This window comes from Blastococcus sp. SYSU DS0510, assembly GCF_054050835.1.
Genome location: NZ_JBJHAC010000013.1, coordinates 118,364 through 134,391, shown reverse-complemented (window position 1 = coordinate 134,391; position 16,028 = coordinate 118,364). Strand labels below are relative to the sequence as shown.

The window sequence follows — 16,028 nt, the reverse complement described above, 5'->3', positions numbered from 1 at the left end:
CGCCGACCCGGTCGGCGATCGCCACCGGGCCCAGCCGCTGCTTCCACCGCAGGTGCACGATCTTGCGCACCACCGGCTGCGGCGTGCGGCGTGGTGAGGAGTGCGGCCGCGAGCTGCGGTCGACCATCCCGGCCGGCCCCTCGAGCCGGTAGCGGTCGGCCCACCGCTTGGCGGTGGGCCAGGCGACGTTGAATACCGCCGCGGCATAGGCAATCGACCAGCCGTCCTCGACCACAGCTCGGGCCAGACGCAGTCGATGACGCGGGGTCAGGGCGGCATTAGCGTGGGACACCGAGGACCTCCGGTGCTCGTGGAATGGGTGCCTTCGACAGCTCCACTCCACGCCCGGAGGTCCTCCCCGGACAAGACCTACTCAGATCTCGTCGTCACACGTCCTTGACCAACGTCTCCGGTCAGTACAGCTAGACCAGCGGCTTGGGCAGGTAGGAGAGGCGGGCGCGGCGGCGCAGGATGACCTTGCGGGTGCCGTCGGCGTGCAGCTGCAGGCGGGCCAGCTCCCAGCCGCCGACGTCCGACTGCAGGCTGAGCATCGTGGCGGCCGCGGACCGGGACGTACCCGGCGGGATGCGCAGCGGCGCGAACTCGTAGTCCCCGGCGGTGTCCATCGCGTCGATTGTGCCCGGCGTTCGCGCCGCGGGCACGTGTTCGTCATCTCGCTCACACCGTCCCGCCCTGCCGGGTGCGCAGGTGGACGGCACGATGGGGGCAGACCGCAGCCGCTTCTCAGGGAGGACGACGTGACCGAGCCCGGTTTCTCGAGCGACGTGCCCGACGCCGACCGCGCGGAGCAGGAGGCGCCCCTCCAGCCGCCGGCGCCGACCCGCGCGGCCGAGGCGAGCCCGCCCGCCGGCGACGTGCCGGAGGCGGATGCGCTGGAGCAGCAGCTGGCCGCACGCCCCGGCGAGGCCGGCGCCCCGCGCGGTCCGCTCGGTGCGCGCGAGGCCGACGACGCCGACGTCCTGGAGCAGGAGGCCGACGTGCCGCTGGACGACGAGGACCAGCCCGGCTGAGACGGCACCGCGGCGCCCCGGAGCCCGCCCGATCGGACGGCGCCCCGCGCGGCCGCCAGGACTCCCTGGGACGTGGCTCTCTGCCCCGCCCCGGTGGGCAGAGGGCGACTGTCCGCGGGACCTCATCGGCCGGACGGGGACCGGGGGCGCGACGCCCACCCGGCCGGCGGACCGTCGGCCGGGTGAATCGGCCCTCCCGGGCTGCCCCGCGGCCCGCCGGCCACCAGAGTGGGCGGCGGACACCGGGAGGTGGATCGATGACCAGGGACGGCCACGGGTCGGACGAGGCCGAGGTGCACGCCGCCGCCGAGCGGTGGGCGCGTGCCGCCGGGCACCCCACCCCGGTGCTGGATGCGCCGGGCCCGACCCGGTCGACGGCCACCCGGTTCCTGCGCGGGCTGCTGCTCGGGGCCGCGGTCGGCGCCGTGCTCCTGGTCTCCACCGCGCAGGGCCCCACTGCGGCGCTGTGGGGCCTGCTCGCGCTGGTGGGCGGCGTCCTCGTCGGCCGCATCCTCCAGGACCGGCGGCGCCCGTCGCCGCGCGCCGTTCCGCACCGGTCCTGAGTTCCGCGGGGGGCACACGCGCTGGCCGGATCCGCGCTCCTTTGGTTAGGCTGCCCTAACTGATCGAGGAGGGCCATGCCGAGCAGCCCGACCCACCCCGCACCCGAGCGCCGTCCCGAGGCCGCCGCGCTGCGCCCGGAGCCGGCCGAGCGCGCCCGCACCATCGCCACCCGGACCGCGGCGACCGTCTGCGCCCCCGGCATGGGCGGCGGCCGGCTGCTGGCGCACACCGTCACGCGCGCCGGGCAGGTGCTGCTCGTCGTACCCGCCGACGGGGACGTCGCCGCGGCCGTCCGGCAGGCCCCCGACCAGGACCTCTCCGCCCTGCTGATGGTCAGCGACCACGCGCCCGTGCCGCTGCGCCGGCCGACGAGGGCGCAGCTGTGGCTCTCCGGGTGGGCGACCCCCGTCCGGCCCGAGGACCAGCGCGCCGCCCTGCTGGCCTTCGCCGAGACCCGGCCCACGGAGGTGCTGCTCGACGTCGGCCGGAGCGCGCTGCTGCTGCGGCTCGACCTCGCGGAGGTGGTGCTGGGCGAGGGTGGGGCCGGGGTCGACGTGAGCCCCCAGGAGTTCGCCGCAGCGCGCCCGGATCCGCTGCTCGCCGTCGAGGCCGACCACCTGCGCCACCTCGCCGGCGCCCACGCCGACGTCCTCGAGCTGCTCGCCGCCCGGATCCCGCCCGAGGTGGTGGGCCCGGCCGGCATCGTCCGCCCGCTGGGGCTGGACCGGTTCGGCTTCCGGCTGCGCGTCGAGCGGCCGTGCGGGCACACCGACGTACGCGTCCCCTTCACCCGGCCGCTCACCTGCGCGGGGCAGCTCGGCGCCGCGGTGGGGGAGCTCCTCTGCGCCGCCCGGGCAGGACGGCGCGGCCACCGCTAGCCGGCGATCTCGCGCAGCAGCTCGGCCAGCCGGGTGCGCCGCGGCCGGACGTCGACGTCGCGCACCGCCCGCGCCAGGGCGGCGCCGCTGGCGTGCACGATCGACAGGTGCCGCTGCGCCCGCGTGAGGGCGGTGTAGACCAGCGGGCGGGAGAGCATCCCGCCCGCCTCCGGTGGTAGCACGACGACGACGCCGGGCCACTCGGACCCCTGCGCGCGGTGCACGGTGATCGCCCAGCCGTGGCGCAGGTCGGGGAGCGCGTTGCCGCTCACCGTCACCGGGCCGGAGCTGAAGTCGACGTTCAGCGACCCGTCGCCCGTGCCGGTGACCACGCCCACCTCGCCGTTGGCGAAGCCGGTGGGTTCGAGGTCCAGGTGGTTGGCGGTCGCCACGACGCGGTCGCCGACGTCGAAGCCGAAGACGGTCCCGTCACCCGGGTTGAGCTGGGCCTTGAGCGCCTTGTTGAGCTCGATCGTGCCCGCCGGCCCCCGGTGCACCGGGGTGACCACCTGCACCGCGCCCGGATCGATGCCGAGCGCGCGCGGGATCGAGTCGGTGACCAGCTGCACCACCCGCCGGGCGGCCTCGGCGCTGCCGGTGGCCGGCACGACGACGACCTCGCGGTCGGGGGAGTCGACCGGCGGCAGCTCGCCGCCGCGCACCGAAGACGCGAGCCGGGCGATCGCCCCACCCTCGGCCTGCCGGTAGAGGGTGCTCAGCTCGGTCACGGGGACGACGCCGGAGTCGATCAGGTCGCCGAGCACGTGCCCCGGGCCGATCGAGGGCAGCTGCGCGGGGTCACCGACCAGCAGCAGGTGCGTGCCGTCGGGGCAGGCCTCCAGCAGCGCGGCGGTGAGCTCGACGTCGAGCATCGAGGCCTCGTCGACCACGATCACGTCGGCGTCCAGCGGCCACTCCTCGTTGCGGGAGAACCCGCCGGAGGCGCCCTGCGCGCCGAGCAGCCGGTGCACCGTCACGGCCGGGTGGTCGGTGAGCTCCTCCAGCCGCTTGGCCGCCCGCCCGGTCGGCGCGGCGAGGGCGACGTCGGTGCCCTTGGTCCGCAGCAGTTGCACGATCGCGGCGACGGTGCGGCTCTTGCCGGTGCCCGGGCCGCCGGTCAGCAGGCTGACCCCGGCCGAGAGCACTTGGGCCACGGCCTTCTTCTGCGCCTCGTCGAGCCCCTTCGCCACCGAGCGCACCGACGCGGGGTCGGCGATCCGCTCCGCGGCGGCGGCCAGCCGGGCCACGTTCTCGGCCACCGCCTCCTCGGCCATGCCGTAGCGCGCCAGTGACAGCATCCGTACGGCCTCGGTCCGGGTTCCCTCGTGAGCTTGCGAGCGGAGGGGAGACCGAGGTCCTTCTGCCGGCTCGGCCGGCTCGTCCGCGTCCTCGTCGAACTCCGGCTCGGGCGGCTCGTGGTCGAGCACGTCACCGGACTCGACGGCCGCCACGATGGCGGCCGCCGGGTCGGCGATGCCCTCGGCCTGCAGCGCGGCGACGACCAGGTCGACCGGCAGCACGGTGTGCCCGTCGCGGGTCGCCGTCCGCAGGGTGAGCCCCACGATCGCGCGGCCGCGCCGGGCGTCCTGCCGGTCGGCGCCCTTGAGGACGGCGATGGCGAGCCGGTCGGCGTCGCCGAGGGAGACCCCCGAGAGGCCCAGCAGGGCCCACGGGTCGTCCCGCAGGCGGCGGGCGGCGTCCGGGCCGAGCGCGTCGGCGACCCCGGCGGCCAGCTTGGCCGGCAGGCCGGCGCCGACGAGCAGCTCGACCACCTCGTAGGTGGGGGCGGCGGCCAGGAAGCTGGAGAAGAGCCGCTCGGCGCGCTGCCGGCCCACCCGCGGCAGCTTCAGCAGCCGGTCGGCGGTGACGTCGTCGGGGGTGGTGATGCCCGCGGCCGGCAGCTCGGCCGCCGCGCGCTTGCCCAGCCCCGGCCACAGCCCGGCGGTGCAGAAGGCGGCGAAGACCAGGTCCGGGCCGGGGGTCGTCGGGTGCGCGCTCACCGGTCCGACCGGCGATCGGGGTAGCTGAAGTGCGGGGCGGAGACGTCCTCCAGCGCCGTGCGGATCGCCGCGGGCAGCCGGACGGTGTCGGCGTCGAGGGACGCCTGCAGCTGCTGGGCGGTGCGGGCACCCACCACGGGGGCGACGACGCCCGGCCGGTCGCGCACCCAGGCCAGCGCCACGGCGAGCGGCGTCGTCCCCAGCCCCTGGGCGGCGGTGATGACCGCCTCGACGATGCGGTCGGCGGTGGCCGAGCGGAGCCCGTCGATGAACCCCTGCCACTGCGCCGAGGCGCCCCGGGACTCCGACGGCGTGCTGTGCCGGTACTTGCCGGTCAGCAACCCGCGACCCAGGGGGGACCAGGCGAGCACGCCGAGCCCCAGCGCCTCGGCCGCCGGCACGACCTCCCGCTCGACGCCGCGCTGCAGCAGCGAGTACTCGACCTGGGTGCTGACCAGCGGGGTCCGCCCCGGCCAGGCCCGCTGCCAGGTCGCCGCCTGGGCGGTCTGCCAGCCGGTGAAGTTGCTGACGCCGACGTAGCGCGCGCGGCCGGAGGAGACGGCCAGGTCGCAGGCGGCCAGGGTCTCCTCCAGCGGCGTCGTCTCGTCCCAGGCGTGCAGCTGCCAGAGGTCGACGTAGTCCAGGCCCAGCCGCTCCAGCGAGGCGTCCAGCGCCGAGACCAGGTGCCCCCGGGAGGCGCCCCGGCCCATCGGGCCCGGGCCCGTGCGCCCGACGGCCTTGGTGGCCACGAGCACCTGCGACCGCGGCACGACGTCGGCGAGGAGGTGGCCCAGGGTGCGCTCGCTCTCCCCGTCGCAGTAGACGTCGGCTGTGTCGACCAGCGTGCCGCCGGCGTCGACGAAGGCCGTGAGCTGCATGGCGGCCTCGTCCTCGTCGGTGTCGCCGCCCCAGGTCATCGTCCCCAGCGCGAGCCGGGACACGACCAGACCGCTGCGCCCCAACGCCCGTTGCTCCACGACCGGCCAACCTACCGCCGCCGACCGCCCGACACCCGGGAGCACCGGCCACCCGGGGCGGCGCGCCGGGTGGCGCAGGGGGCGACGCCTAGGGTGGGCACCCGTGCCCGAACGCTGCTGCTCCTGCCCGGCCGCCCGTGTCCTGACCGGGGGGTGCTGACGTGGGCTGGATCGAGGCGATCGTCCTGGGCATCGTGCAGGGGCTCACCGAGTTCCTGCCGATCTCCTCCAGCGCCCACCTGCGCGTGGTGGGCGAGGCCTTCGGGTGGGGCGACCCGGGCGCGGCGTTCACCGCCATCACCCAGATCGGCACCGAGGCCGCCGTCCTCCTGTACTTCCGCCACGACATCTGGCGGATCATCACCGCCTGGATCGCGTCGCTCGGCGGCCGCCGCAAGGGCGACCCCGACGCCCGCATGGGCTGGCTGATCATCATCGGCAGCCTGCCGATCGTCGTCCTCGGCCTGCTGTTCCAGGAGGAGATCGAGACGACCTTCCGCGACCTGCGGATCGTCGCGACGGCGCTGATCCTGTTCTCCCTGGTGCTGTTCTGGGCCGACCGCGCCGGGGCCAAGCGGCGGGAGCTCGACCAGCTCACCGTGCCGCACGGCATCGGCTACGGCTTCGCCCAGGCGATGGCGCTCATCCCCGGCGTCTCCCGGTCCGGCGGCACGATCACCGCGGGCCTCTTCCTCGGCTACACCCGGTCGGCGGCGGCGCGCTACTCGTTCCTGCTGGCGGTGCCCGCGGTCCTCGGCTCCGGCTTCTTCCAGACGTACGAGGCGCTCACCGGCGACGTGGAGGGTCCGGGCATCAGCTGGGGGCCGACCATCCTCGCCACGGTCATCGCCTTCGGCATCGGGCTCACGGTGATCGCCTGGCTGCTGCGCTACCTGGACCGGGGCAGCTTCACCCCGTTCGTCGTCTACCGCATCGTGCTGGGGCTGCTCATCCTCCTGCTGGTCTTCACCGGCGTCCTCGACCCCGTGGGGTCCACCGGTATCAGCCCCTCGCCTGCCCCGCGCTGAGCGCCACGGCGACCCGGAACCGGTCGGGCTCCGGGTCGCCGTGGGTGGTGGGGCTCAGTCCTCCGGGGCCGCGGCGAGGTCCAGCGTCTCGATCATCGCGTCCAGCACCGCGACGTTGCGCTCGTAGTCGAACCGGGGCAGCCCCACGGTGTCGGCGACGAGGGTCCGCGGGCCGTTCTCGCCGTCCTCGAGGGCGATGACGTACCGGGTCGACGGCATGCCCTCCGGCCAGAGGCCCTCCCCGGTGGCGGTGCGCTCGATCCGCACGGCGTCCCGGCCGTCCACGGTCAGCTCGCGGCGCGCCTGCTCACCGGGCTGCTCCTGGGTCACCCGGTCGAAGGGGACCGGCTCGACGGACACGGCGATCGCCGCCACCCGGACGTCGGTGGCGTCGGGCACGTCGAAGTCCTGCGGCGAGAACCGGCTGCAGGAGGGCACGGTCTCCCCGGCGTTGATCGACCAGTCCGACGGATGGTCGATCGCGAAACCCGCCGGGCTGGTGCAGGTCTCCCCGAGGGTGACGCCGTCGGACGGCTCTCGCGTGAGCACGTCGACGACGATCCGCTGCGGATCCGACAGCCGGGCCACGGCGAATGGGCGCTGCTGGTCCAGGCCGGCGTAGAACGAGTAGCGCCCCTCGAAGAGGGTGTCGGCGATCAGCGCCTCCAGCGTGCTGGTCCCGACGATCTCCAGGCGCTCCCGTCCCTCCCACGGCTCGACGCCCTCAGGGGCGTCGGGCGGGAGCAGCAGGTTGGACAGCGTGATCCCCAGCGTCGCGTCGCCGGGGACGTCCAGCGGCAGGCCCGACCCCGCGCTTCTCGGGTCCTCGGTGTAGCCGACCTGGTAGCCGGCCTCGCCGTCGCCGGCGAGCTCGAACACGATCCGGTCGAAGCCGTCGTGGGCGCCCAGCCGGACGTCGATCAGCACGACCGGCGAGCCGGTGCCCTCGACGTCGACGTCGGCGGTGCCGCCCTCGCCGATCGGGTCCAGGCCGCCGGACCCACCGTCCCCGCCGGGCTCGTGCAGGACGTCGACGACCAGCCGGGCCGGATCGGAGAGCTCGGCGACGCCGAAGGGCACCTGTTCCTCGAGGCCGATCGTCCAGGCCAGCATCGACTCGAAGTCGCCGGTCTCGACCGCCTCGGTGATCACCTCGCCGCCGGGGGCGGTGATGTGGTCCCGCCCGGTGTAGGTCTCGCGGGGCTCCTCGCCGGAGAGGTGGACGCCGCTGGCCGGGCTGACCCGCACCTCGAGGAAGGCCGAGCCGGCCACCTGCACCTCGCGGCCCGAGCCGTCCTCGGTGATCGGCGGCTCGACGTAGCCCACCCGGTAGCTGGGCACGTCGTCGCCCTCGAACTCGAGGACGAACCGGTCGAACTCCTCGTGCCCGGCGGCGCGCACGTCGGTCAGGTAGGCCGGAGAGCCACCGGCCGGGAAGGCATCATCCTGCACGGCCTCCGTGCCGGGGTCACCGACCGGAGGCAGCGGCGACCCGGCTGCCTGCAGGGTGCCCGGGAGATCCGGGACGGCGGTCGGGGGAGCGGCGGGGGTAGCGCCGGCGGTGGTCACCAGCAGGGAGCTGGCGCCCAGCCCGGCGAGCAGCAGTCGCATCATCGCGATCTCGCTTCCGGTCTCGGGTGTCCGGTCCCCTGGGACATGCCCACTCACCTGTGCAACCGGAACCCGGGTCGGCCTGCCGTCACCGGATCGTCACGTGCGCCGGGCGGGAGTTCTCTCTGTCGACGTTCCGGGGCGCGGCCCGACCCGGCCGGGGACGAGAACGTGCTGGTACCACCTACGCTCGGCGCCGTGACCACCGTCATCCTCCTGCGCCACGGCCGGAGCACCGCGAACACCGGCGGCGTGCTCGCCGGGTGGACGCCCGGTGTCCAGCTCGACGAGACCGGCCAGGCGCAGGCGCGGGCGGTGGGGGAGCGGCTGGCGCCGGTGCCGCTGGCCGCTGTCGTCAGCAGCCCGCTGGAGCGCTGCCGGCAGACCGCGGGTGCGGTGCTGGCCGGGCGCGACCTCGAGCCGGCGACCGACGACCGGCTGGGCGAGGCCCGCTACGGCGACTGGACCGGCCGGCCGCTCAAGGAGCTGGCCAAGGAGCCGCTCTGGAAGGTGGTCCAGCAGCATCCCTCGGCCGCCGTCTTCCCCGGGCCGGACGGGGAGGGGCTCGCGCAGACCCAGGCGCGGGCCGTCGCCGCCGTCCGCGAGTGGAACGCCCGGCTCGGCCCCGATGCGGTGTGGCTGGCCTGCAGCCACGGCGACGTCATCAAGGCGATCCTGGCCGACGCCCTGGGGCTGCACCTGGACTCCTTCCAGCGGATCGTCGTCGACCCGGCCTCGATCTCGGTGGTCAGCTACACCGACACCCGCCCGTTCGTCGCGCGGGTCAACGACACCGGTGGCGACGTCGCCGCGCTGATCCCGCCGCCGCGCAAGGGCCGACGCCGCAAGGCCGCCTCCGACGCCGTCGTCGGCGGTGGGGCGGGCGCGAGCGCCTGACCTCGCGGGCCCCTCCGGAGGGTGCGAGGCGTGGGGGGACGGGGTCCTTCCACCGCGTAACCTGGGCGCGTGCCCCGCCAGGTCCATCTCTTCGATCGCCCCAGCCGGTTCGTCGCAGGGACGGTGGGGCAGCCCGGGGACCGCACCTTCTACCTCCAGGCCAGTGACGACAGCGGCCGCACGGTCAGCGTCGCGCTGGAGAAGACCCAGGTGCAGGTCCTGGCCGAGCGGATGAACGACCTGCTCGACGAGGTCGCCGGCCGGGTGGGCACGGTGATCCCGCCGGAGGCCGACGTCGACGACCTCGAGCCGCTCACCGCCCCGGTCGACGAGGAGTTCCGCGTCGCCGCGATGGGGCTGGCCTGGGACGGCACCGAGGAGGCCGTCGTCGTCGAGGCGGTCGCCGCCGGTGAGGAGCCGATCGAGGAGGACGCCATCCTCTCCGACAGCGAGGAGGGGCCCGACGCCCTGAGGGTGACCATCACCCCCATGGCCGCGCGCGCCTTCATCGCCCGCGCCCGCCGGGTCGTGGCGGCCGGCCGCCCGTCCTGCCCGCTGTGCTCGCTACCGCTCGACCCGGTGGGCCACGTGTGCCCGCGGCAGAACGGTTACCGCCGCTGAGCGGCGACCCCGCGGAGGACACCGTCCTCCGGCCGCCCGCCGGCGACGAGGAGGCGCGGCGGCTCCTCACCGAGGGCGTCATCGACCTCGAGGGGCGCATGCTCGATGCCTCGAACGTGACTCTGGTCGGCGCCATCCGCGCCGGTGACCTGGCCGCCGAGTGCGTCTACAAGCCGGTCGCGGGGGAGCGGCCGCTGTGGGACTTCCCCGACGGCACCCTCGCCGGGCGGGAGATCTCGGCCTACGTGGTGTCCGAGGCGACCGGCTGGCGGATCGTCCCGCCCACCGTGCTGCGCGAGGGGCCGTTCGGGCCCGGGATGGTGCAGCTTTGGGTGGACGGCGACGAGGAGGTCGACCTCGCCGCCTTCGTCCGCCGCGACGACCCGGCGCTGCGCCGCATGGCCGTCTTCGACGCGGTGGTGAACAACGCCGACCGCAAGGGCGGCCACATCATCCCGATGCCCGGCGGCCACGTGCACGGCATCGACCACGGCATCTGCTTCTCCGTCGACCCCAAGCTGCGCACCCTGCTCTGGGGCTGGGCCGGCAAGCCGCTGACCGCCGAGGCGATCGAGGTGCTGGAGCGGCTCGGCGACGAGCTGCGCGGGGACCTCGGGGATCGGCTGCACGAGCACCTCACCCGCGCCGAGGTGCGCTGCACCCAGCGGCGGGTGGCCGAGCTGCTGCGCACCGGCCGGCACCCCGAGCCGAGCGGGGAGTGGCCGGCCCTGCCCTGGCCGCCGTTCTGAGCGTTCTGCCGAGCGGGGGCCGGAGGCTCCCCGAGGCAGAGCGCGGAGCCGCCCCGCGGGGTCGGTGCGGCGAGCGGGGGCCGGAGGCTTCCCGAGCCGTGCCGAGGAACGGCTCAACGGCGGCCGGGACGGCACGTGGCTGCGGTCGGAGCCCGGAGGGCGACAAGATGTCACATGCATCGCAGCCGGCTGTCGATCCTCCTGCTCGACCTCCCGCCGGAGCACCACGCCGCCGGCACCGCCTTCTGGGCCGGCGCCACCGGGCGCACCGCGCAGCCCGATCCCGCCGACGAGAAGTGGGCGTCCCTGGGCTCGTTCGCCGACGGCTGGCACGTGGAGGTCCAGCGGACGGGCGAGGGCACGCCGCCGCGCTGGCACGTCGACGTCGAGACCGACGACATCCCCGCCGAGGCGGCCCGGCTCGAGGCCCTGGGCGCCACCCGGCACCGCGACATGGGCCGGTTCTGGCAGATGCTCGACCCGGCCGGGCTGGTGTTCTGCGTCGTCGGCGTCCAGACCGGCGAGGAGTTCGACCGCCACGCGGTGACCTTGCCGTGAGCCGGAGGCGCCGGCCCCTCAGTCCAGCTTCACGAGGTCGATCATCGCGGCCGCCTGGAGGCCGTCGCCGTCGACGGTGAGCACCTCCAGCGGCACCCGGCGCCACACGGCCAGGAGCAGGTCACCGGCCGTCCCCGTGAGCGCGGCGATCGGGAAGGGCTTCGTGCCGGGGAAGAGGGTCCGCTCGGCGTCGGCGTCCACCGCGTGCAGGACGACGGGGTGGGCCTGCTCGGGCGGGCCGTCGGGGAGGGCGCCGGGAACCATGACCTCCAGCCACTCGTCCAGGCCGTCCATCGCCACCGCCGTGGGCACCGGGCGCACGTCGCCGAGCACCTGCTCGACGTCGACGGTGTGCACGGTGGCCTCCTGCAGCTGCCGGCGCAGGACGAACGCCACGTCCTTCTGCGGCGCCCAGGTCCACACGCGCTCCGCGGGGTGGGCCCCGGCCAGCGCCGTCTCCAGCTCCGCGCTCTGCGCCGCCACGTACCCCAGCAGCTCGTCGTCCGCGATCCGGCGCGGCTGGGGGTAGGCCGAGGGGTCCTGGGCACGCGTGCGCACCACCCACGCCCAGAAGTGCTGCACCTCACCCAGGTGCCGCACCAGGTCGGCGAGCGTCCAGCCGGGGCACCCGGGCACGGGCGCCTGCCACCCGCGGTCCAGGAGCGCCTCGGCCGCGGCGTCGGCGAACCGGGCGTCGACCCGACGCAGGGCCGGGAGGTACTCGGACAGCTGCATCGCTCCTCCTCGTGGGCCGGGTGCGGTGCGCACCCGGCCCTCCGACGTGATGACCCGCACGGACGTGCGGGCGGGGTGCCGTCGGACCACGCCTCTAGGCTCGTGCCGTGCTCTCCTGGCCCGCCCCGCTGCTGCCGACCCTGCCCGGCACCGGCCCCATCCTCAAGGTCTACGACACCGCCCGCGGCGAGATCGTCGCGACGACGCCGGACCGGACGGCGCGGATGTACGTCTGCGGCATCACCCCCTACGACGCCACGCACCTCGGCCACGCCGCCACCTACCTGGCCTTCGACCTCGTCAACCGGGTGTGGCGGGACGCGGGGCACGCCGTCCACTACGTGCAGAACGTGACCGACATCGACGACCCGCTGCTCGATCGCGCCGAGCGCGACGGCGAGGACTGGATCGTCCTGGCGATGCGCGAGACGGCCCTGTTCCGGGAGGACATGACGGCGCTGCGCGTGCTGCCGCCCGAGGACTACGTGGGTGCCGTCGAGTCGATCCCGCGGATCGTGGCGCACGTCGAGCGGCTGCTCGACGAGGGGCTGGCCTACGTGCTCGACGACGGCACCGGCGACATCTACCACGACGTCGCCCAGGCGCCCGGGTTCGGGACGGAGTCCGGCTACGACGAGGCCACGATGCTGGCGTACTCCGCCGAGCGCGGCGGCGACCCCGACCGGGCGGGCAAGCGCAACCGGCTGGACCCGATGCTGTGGCGTGGCGAGCGCGCCGGAGAGCCGGCGTGGCCCGGCCCGCACGGCCGGCGGGGCCGCCCCGGCTGGCACATCGAGTGCGCCACGATCGCCCTGGACACCATCGGCATGGGCTTCGACGTCCAGGGCGGGGGCAGCGACCTCGTCTTCCCGCACCACGAGTTCTCCGCCGTGCACGCCGAGGCGCTCACCGCCACCAAGCCGTTCGCCCGGGCCTACGTGCACGCGGCGATGATCGGCCTGGACGGCGAGAAGATGAGCAAGAGCCGGGGCAACCTGGTGTTCGTCTCCAAGCTGCGGGGGGAGGGCGTGGACCCCATGGCGATCCGGCTGGCGCTCCTCTCGGGCCACTACCGCACCGATCGGACCTGGACCGGCGACCTCCTCGCCGAGGCCCAGGAGCGGCTGGCGACGTGGCGGCAGGCGGTCGGGCGCGAGGCGGGCGCCCCCGCGGGGCCGGTGCTGCACGGGCTGCGCGAGCGGCTCGCCGACGACCTCGACAGCCCGGGTGCGATCGCGCTGGTCGACGCCTGGGCCGCCCGCACCCTGGCCGGCGGCGACGACCTGGAGGAGCACGCGCCGCAGGTGGTGAGCGACGCCGTCGACGCGCTCCTGGGCGTCGATCTGCAGGAGGCCTGATGACCAGCGCGCCCGGCGGATCCTTCCGGCTGACCGACCGGGCGGCCCGCCAGCGGGCCGAGGAGCAGCTCGCGCCCGCCGCGACCCGGGCGTCGGCCACCCGCGGCCGGGCCCGCCCGGAGCCGGAGGACGCCCTGCGCACCGCCTTCGAGCGCGACCGCGACCGGATCCTGCACGCCAAGGCCTTCCGCCGGCTCAAGCACAAGACGCAGGTCTTCCTCCACCCTGACGGCGACCACTTCGTCACCCGGCTCACGCACACGCTGCAGGTGACGCAGGTGGCGCGCTCGCTGGCCCGGGCACTGGGGCTCAACGAGACGCTCGCCGAGGCGATCGCGCTCGGCCACGACGTCGGGCACTCGCCGTTCGGCCACATCGGCGAGGACGCCTTCGACCCCTACGTCCCCGGCGGGTGGCACCACGCCGCGCAGGGGGTGCGGATCGTCGAGGTGCTCGAGGACCTCAACCTCACGTGGGAGGTGCGCGACGGCATCCGCGCGCACAGCTGGAAGATCGACCCGCCGCCGGCCACCCGCGAGGCGGAGTGCGTGCGGTACGCCGACCGGATCGGCTACCTGTCCCACGACGCCCTGGACGCCGTCCGGGCGGGGGTGATCCGCGTCGCAGACCTGCCCTCGCGCGCCCTCGCCGTCTTCGGGCAGCCGGGCAGCGAGATGGTCGGCGCGATGATCGACGCCGTCGTCGAGGGCTCGCTGGCCGACGGCGGCCGCGTCGTCATGACGCCGGAGCCGCTCGCGGCGATGCACGAACTGCGGGACTTCCTGTTCGCCCGCGTCTACGCCTCCGACGTCGCCGCCGGGCAGAAGCACCTCGCGATCGACGTCATCCGCCGGCTGGTCGACCACCACCTGGCGCACCCGGAGCTGATCCCGGCCAGCTACCGCGACACCGAGGCCGACCCGCTCACCCAGGTCGTGGACTACGTCTCCGGGATGACCGACCGGTACGCCCTCGCCACGCACGACCGGCTCTTCGATGCCGACGCCTCGGCCCAGATGCGGCCGCTGCTCACCGAGCGCTGACGACCTGCCGGACGCGCTGCCGGCTGAGCGGCCCCGGATGCCTCATGGCCCGCCGGGCACCACCGAGAGTGCGAGACGACCGCGGGTGGCCGCGGTGGTCTCCTGCCGAGTGATCAGGCCGTGCAGCTCGGGGTCGTCGAGCTGGGCGGCGATCGCCCGGGCGGCCGCGACGCCGCTGGGGGCGCCTGCCCGCGCCCGGTGCAGGTGCGCCCGGGCGAGCAGGGGCCGCATGCTGCCGCGCGCGGCGATGTCGGCCAGCCGGTCGATCCGAGCCGTGTCGGCCTGCCCGGTACCCGGGGCGACGGCGCAGGCGGCGTCCAGCAGCCGGGCGTGCGGCCAGAGATACCACGGAGCAGGGGCCAGCCCCAGGTCGCACCAGCGCCGGGCCCGGAGCCGATCCCCCTCGGCCAGCGCGAGGCGGGCCTGCCCGTGGGCGACCGTCGCCATCCAGCAGTGGTCGTCGCTCTCCGCAGCCAGCACCCACGCGTGGTCGAGCAGGTCCCGCGCGGCGCCGAGATCTCCCAGCCCCGTCGCGGCCTCCGCGCGGAACGCCTCAGGCCATGGCAGGAACGCCGTCCACGCGTCGTCCCCGATCACCGTCAGGGAGCGGTCCAGGGCGGGCACCGCGCGGGCGTGGTCGCCGCGCAGCACGTGCACCCGCCCGGCCATCGCCAGCGACCACGCCTGCTGCCGGGTGTCGCCGGCCCGGGCGGCCAGGCTCACGGATTCGTCCAGGCAGCGCAGTGCCCCGCCGTGGTCGCCGCCGTCGGTGAGGCACATGCCGCGCACCCCGAGGGTCCGAGCGGTCTCCCCGTCCTCGTCGGTGGCGCGCCGTGCCTCGTCCAGCCACACCAGCGCACGGTCGCGCTGTCCCCGCTGCACGCCCAGGAAGCCCAGCTCCCGGCAGGCCGCGGCGAGCAGTTCCCCGGCCTGCGCTGTGCGCGCCAGCGCAGCCGCCTCGTGCAAGAGGCCGCGCACCTCCGAGCCCCGCTCGCCTGCCCCGTGGACCCGCGCGCTGGCGAGAGCCAAGAAGGCGCTGGCCCGGACCACGGGGTCGTCCACCCTCACCGCCGCCTCGGCGGCCCGCTGCAGCTGGTCCAGGCCGCGGTCCACGGCCCCGGCCCGCATCAAGGCCTGGCCGGCCTGGAGGTAGGAGCGCACCACGGCGACGCCGGCCACCGGGAGCTGCCGGGAGCCCACCGGCCGGGTGGCCGCGAGGACCTCGGCCGGTGGCGCGCAGCCGAGCTCGCGGCGGAAGAGCTCGGCGCAGCGGACCGCGTGGCGGCGTGCTCCCGCGTGGTCCCCGGCCGCGCCGAGGCTGCGCACCAGGACCGCGTGGGGCCCGGGATCGAGCGGGTCCACCGCCACCGCGCGTGCCGCCAGCCGCGCCGCGGCTCCGGCCGAGCCCCGGGCGAGCTGGTCGAGGGCGCACTCCACCAGCACCGTCCCGGTGCAGTTGCGGACCCGGCAGCGCTCCGCCGAGAGCCACGCCTCGAACCCGGGTGCGTCGGGCAGGCTCAGCCCCTCCAAGAGCTCCCGGCCGAACCCCACCAGCTCCAGCGCCCGGACGGACGGTCCGTCCGTGAGCTGCCGGACGTCGACGCTGCTGCCGGGCGCCAGCCGTAGCGTCAGCGGATCGCCGTCCAGGGTCGCGGCGGTGCGGAGGGCCCGCCGGAGCTCGCTGGTGTTCCAGCGCAGGGCGCCGGGTGCGTCGTGGGCCTCGGCGAAGAGCAGGTCCACCAGGTGGCGCCGCGGGACCGGGCGATCCGCCAGGGCCAGGTAGGCGAGGAGCGCCCAGGCCTTGTTGCCCCGCGGCGGGTCGGCCGGGACGCCGTCCCGGACGAGGTGCGGCCGGCCCAGGAGGGCGACCGCGACTTCGGCCATGGCCTCGCCTCCTCCGACACCGGCACGGTAGCGGCCACGGCGCCGGCGAGCGGACGCCGGCGAGCGCGATCCGGCGGCGGTGGCAGCCCAGCCT

General features: G+C 75.7%; 17 protein-coding genes. 10 read left to right on the top strand and 7 right to left on the bottom strand.

What is annotated here, in order from left to right:
- Together ACI79P_RS12635 and ACI79P_RS12630 are read right to left on the bottom strand one after the other, a co-directional pair.
- Positions 1-292, bottom strand: a 292-nt coding sequence (locus ACI79P_RS12635; protein WP_456581399.1) for a helix-turn-helix domain-containing protein, incomplete at its 3' end; no start/stop codon positions are given.
- A gap of 130 nt (positions 293-422) precedes the next feature.
- Complete coding sequence (locus tag ACI79P_RS12630) at positions 423-626, bottom strand: DUF5703 family protein (RefSeq protein ID WP_091934805.1); 204 nt, start codon at positions 624-626, stop codon at positions 423-425.
- Positions 627-758: 132 nt separating this feature from the next.
- Here ACI79P_RS12630 and ACI79P_RS12625 point away from each other — a divergent pair, with 132 nt between their 5' ends.
- From ACI79P_RS12625 to ACI79P_RS12615, 3 genes are all read left to right on the top strand, one after another.
- Positions 759-1,031 carry a hypothetical protein gene (locus tag ACI79P_RS12625; RefSeq protein ID WP_456581398.1) on the top strand — a complete coding sequence of 91 codons (273 nt, stop codon included), beginning with the start codon at positions 759-761 and terminating at the stop codon, positions 1,029-1,031.
- 257 nt (positions 1,032-1,288) lie between these two features.
- Complete coding sequence (locus tag ACI79P_RS12620; protein WP_456581397.1) at positions 1,289-1,594, top strand: hypothetical protein; 306 nt, start codon at positions 1,289-1,291, stop codon at positions 1,592-1,594.
- A 75-nt stretch (positions 1,595-1,669) separates the two neighbouring features.
- Entirely contained in the window at positions 1,670-2,473 is an 804-nt protein-coding gene (locus tag ACI79P_RS12615; protein WP_456581396.1) for a DUF2470 domain-containing protein, read from the top strand.
- On the opposite strand, the gene ACI79P_RS12610 is transcribed toward ACI79P_RS12615, so the two are convergent.
- Together ACI79P_RS12610 and ACI79P_RS12605 are read right to left on the bottom strand one after the other, a co-directional pair.
- Positions 2,470-4,473: an AAA family ATPase gene (locus ACI79P_RS12610; protein WP_456581395.1), complete on the bottom strand. Its 2,004-nt coding sequence runs from the start codon at positions 4,471-4,473 to the stop codon at positions 2,470-2,472. The genes ACI79P_RS12615 and ACI79P_RS12610 overlap by 4 nt on opposite strands.
- The gene (locus ACI79P_RS12605) at positions 4,470-5,450 is read right to left on the bottom strand and encodes an aldo/keto reductase (RefSeq protein ID WP_456581394.1); all 981 of its coding nucleotides are present in this window, start codon (positions 5,448-5,450) and stop codon (positions 4,470-4,472) included. Before ACI79P_RS12605 ends, ACI79P_RS12610 begins: the two co-directional genes overlap by 4 nt.
- Positions 5,451-5,611: 161 nt before the next feature.
- Between ACI79P_RS12605 and ACI79P_RS12600 the strand changes: the two genes are divergently transcribed.
- Entirely contained in the window at positions 5,612-6,478 is an 867-nt protein-coding gene (locus ACI79P_RS12600; protein WP_456581393.1) for an undecaprenyl-diphosphate phosphatase, read from the top strand.
- A gap of 54 nt (positions 6,479-6,532) precedes the next feature.
- On the opposite strand, the gene ACI79P_RS12595 is transcribed toward ACI79P_RS12600, so the two are convergent.
- Complete coding sequence (locus ACI79P_RS12595; RefSeq protein ID WP_456581392.1) at positions 6,533-8,092, bottom strand: AMIN-like domain-containing (lipo)protein; 1,560 nt, start codon at positions 8,090-8,092, stop codon at positions 6,533-6,535.
- Between the two features lie 195 nt (positions 8,093-8,287).
- Here ACI79P_RS12595 and ACI79P_RS12590 point away from each other — a divergent pair, with 195 nt between their 5' ends.
- From ACI79P_RS12590 to ACI79P_RS12575, 4 genes are all read left to right on the top strand, one after another.
- A complete protein-coding gene (locus ACI79P_RS12590; RefSeq protein ID WP_456581391.1) occupies positions 8,288-8,986 on the top strand; it encodes a histidine phosphatase family protein in 699 nt (232 codons plus the stop codon).
- Between the two features lie 69 nt (positions 8,987-9,055).
- Positions 9,056-9,607 (top strand): DUF3090 family protein, encoded by a 552-nt coding sequence (locus tag ACI79P_RS12585; protein WP_456581390.1) that lies wholly within the window; start codon positions 9,056-9,058, stop codon positions 9,605-9,607.
- Positions 9,577-10,356, top strand: a complete 780-nt coding sequence (locus tag ACI79P_RS12580) for an SCO1664 family protein (protein WP_456581389.1) — start codon at positions 9,577-9,579, stop codon at positions 10,354-10,356. Before ACI79P_RS12585 ends, ACI79P_RS12580 begins: the two co-directional genes overlap by 31 nt.
- Before the next feature lie 174 nt (positions 10,357-10,530).
- Entirely contained in the window at positions 10,531-10,914 is a 384-nt protein-coding gene (locus tag ACI79P_RS12575) for a VOC family protein (RefSeq protein ID WP_456581388.1), read from the top strand.
- An 18-nt stretch (positions 10,915-10,932) separates the two neighbouring features.
- On the opposite strand, the gene ACI79P_RS12570 is transcribed toward ACI79P_RS12575, so the two are convergent.
- Entirely contained in the window at positions 10,933-11,649 is a 717-nt protein-coding gene (locus tag ACI79P_RS12570; RefSeq protein ID WP_456581387.1) for a maleylpyruvate isomerase family mycothiol-dependent enzyme, read from the bottom strand.
- A gap of 107 nt (positions 11,650-11,756) precedes the next feature.
- Between ACI79P_RS12570 and mshC the strand changes: the two genes are divergently transcribed.
- Both mshC and ACI79P_RS12560 read left to right on the top strand, forming a co-directional pair.
- Positions 11,757-13,007, top strand: a complete 1,251-nt coding sequence (mshC, locus tag ACI79P_RS12565) for a cysteine--1-D-myo-inosityl 2-amino-2-deoxy-alpha-D-glucopyranoside ligase (protein ID WP_456581386.1) — start codon at positions 11,757-11,759, stop codon at positions 13,005-13,007.
- Positions 13,007-14,050 (top strand): HD domain-containing protein, encoded by a 1,044-nt coding sequence (locus ACI79P_RS12560; RefSeq protein WP_456581385.1) that lies wholly within the window; start codon positions 13,007-13,009, stop codon positions 14,048-14,050. Before mshC ends, ACI79P_RS12560 begins: the two co-directional genes overlap by 1 nt.
- Before the next feature lie 42 nt (positions 14,051-14,092).
- Here the strand turns inward: ACI79P_RS12560 and ACI79P_RS12555 are convergent, their stop codons facing one another.
- A complete protein-coding gene (locus tag ACI79P_RS12555) occupies positions 14,093-15,934 on the bottom strand; it encodes a tetratricopeptide repeat protein (protein WP_456581384.1) in 1,842 nt (613 codons plus the stop codon).
- Positions 15,935-16,028: the final 94 nt, after the last annotated feature.

Excerpts from the sequence above, each read along its gene's own strand:
- ACI79P_RS12630 (WP_091934805.1), bottom strand. The coding sequence starts at position 626 with ATGGACACCGCCGGGGACTACGAGTTCGCGCCGCTGCGCATCCCGCCG.
- ACI79P_RS12620 (WP_456581397.1), top strand. The coding sequence starts at position 1,289 with ATGACCAGGGACGGCCACGGGTCGGACGAGGCCGAGGTGCACGCCGCC.
- ACI79P_RS12615 (WP_456581396.1), top strand. The coding sequence starts at position 1,670 with ATGCCGAGCAGCCCGACCCACCCCGCACCCGAGCGCCGTCCCGAGGCC.
- ACI79P_RS12595 (WP_456581392.1), bottom strand. The coding sequence starts at position 8,092 with ATGATGCGACTGCTGCTCGCCGGGCTGGGCGCCAGCTCCCTGCTGGTG.
- ACI79P_RS12575 (WP_456581388.1), top strand. The coding sequence starts at position 10,531 with ATGCATCGCAGCCGGCTGTCGATCCTCCTGCTCGACCTCCCGCCGGAG.
- ACI79P_RS12570 (WP_456581387.1), bottom strand. The coding sequence starts at position 11,649 with ATGCAGCTGTCCGAGTACCTCCCGGCCCTGCGTCGGGTCGACGCCCGG.
- ACI79P_RS12560 (WP_456581385.1), top strand. The coding sequence starts at position 13,007 with ATGACCAGCGCGCCCGGCGGATCCTTCCGGCTGACCGACCGGGCGGCC.
- ACI79P_RS12555 (WP_456581384.1), bottom strand. The coding sequence starts at position 15,934 with ATGGCCGAAGTCGCGGTCGCCCTCCTGGGCCGGCCGCACCTCGTCCGG.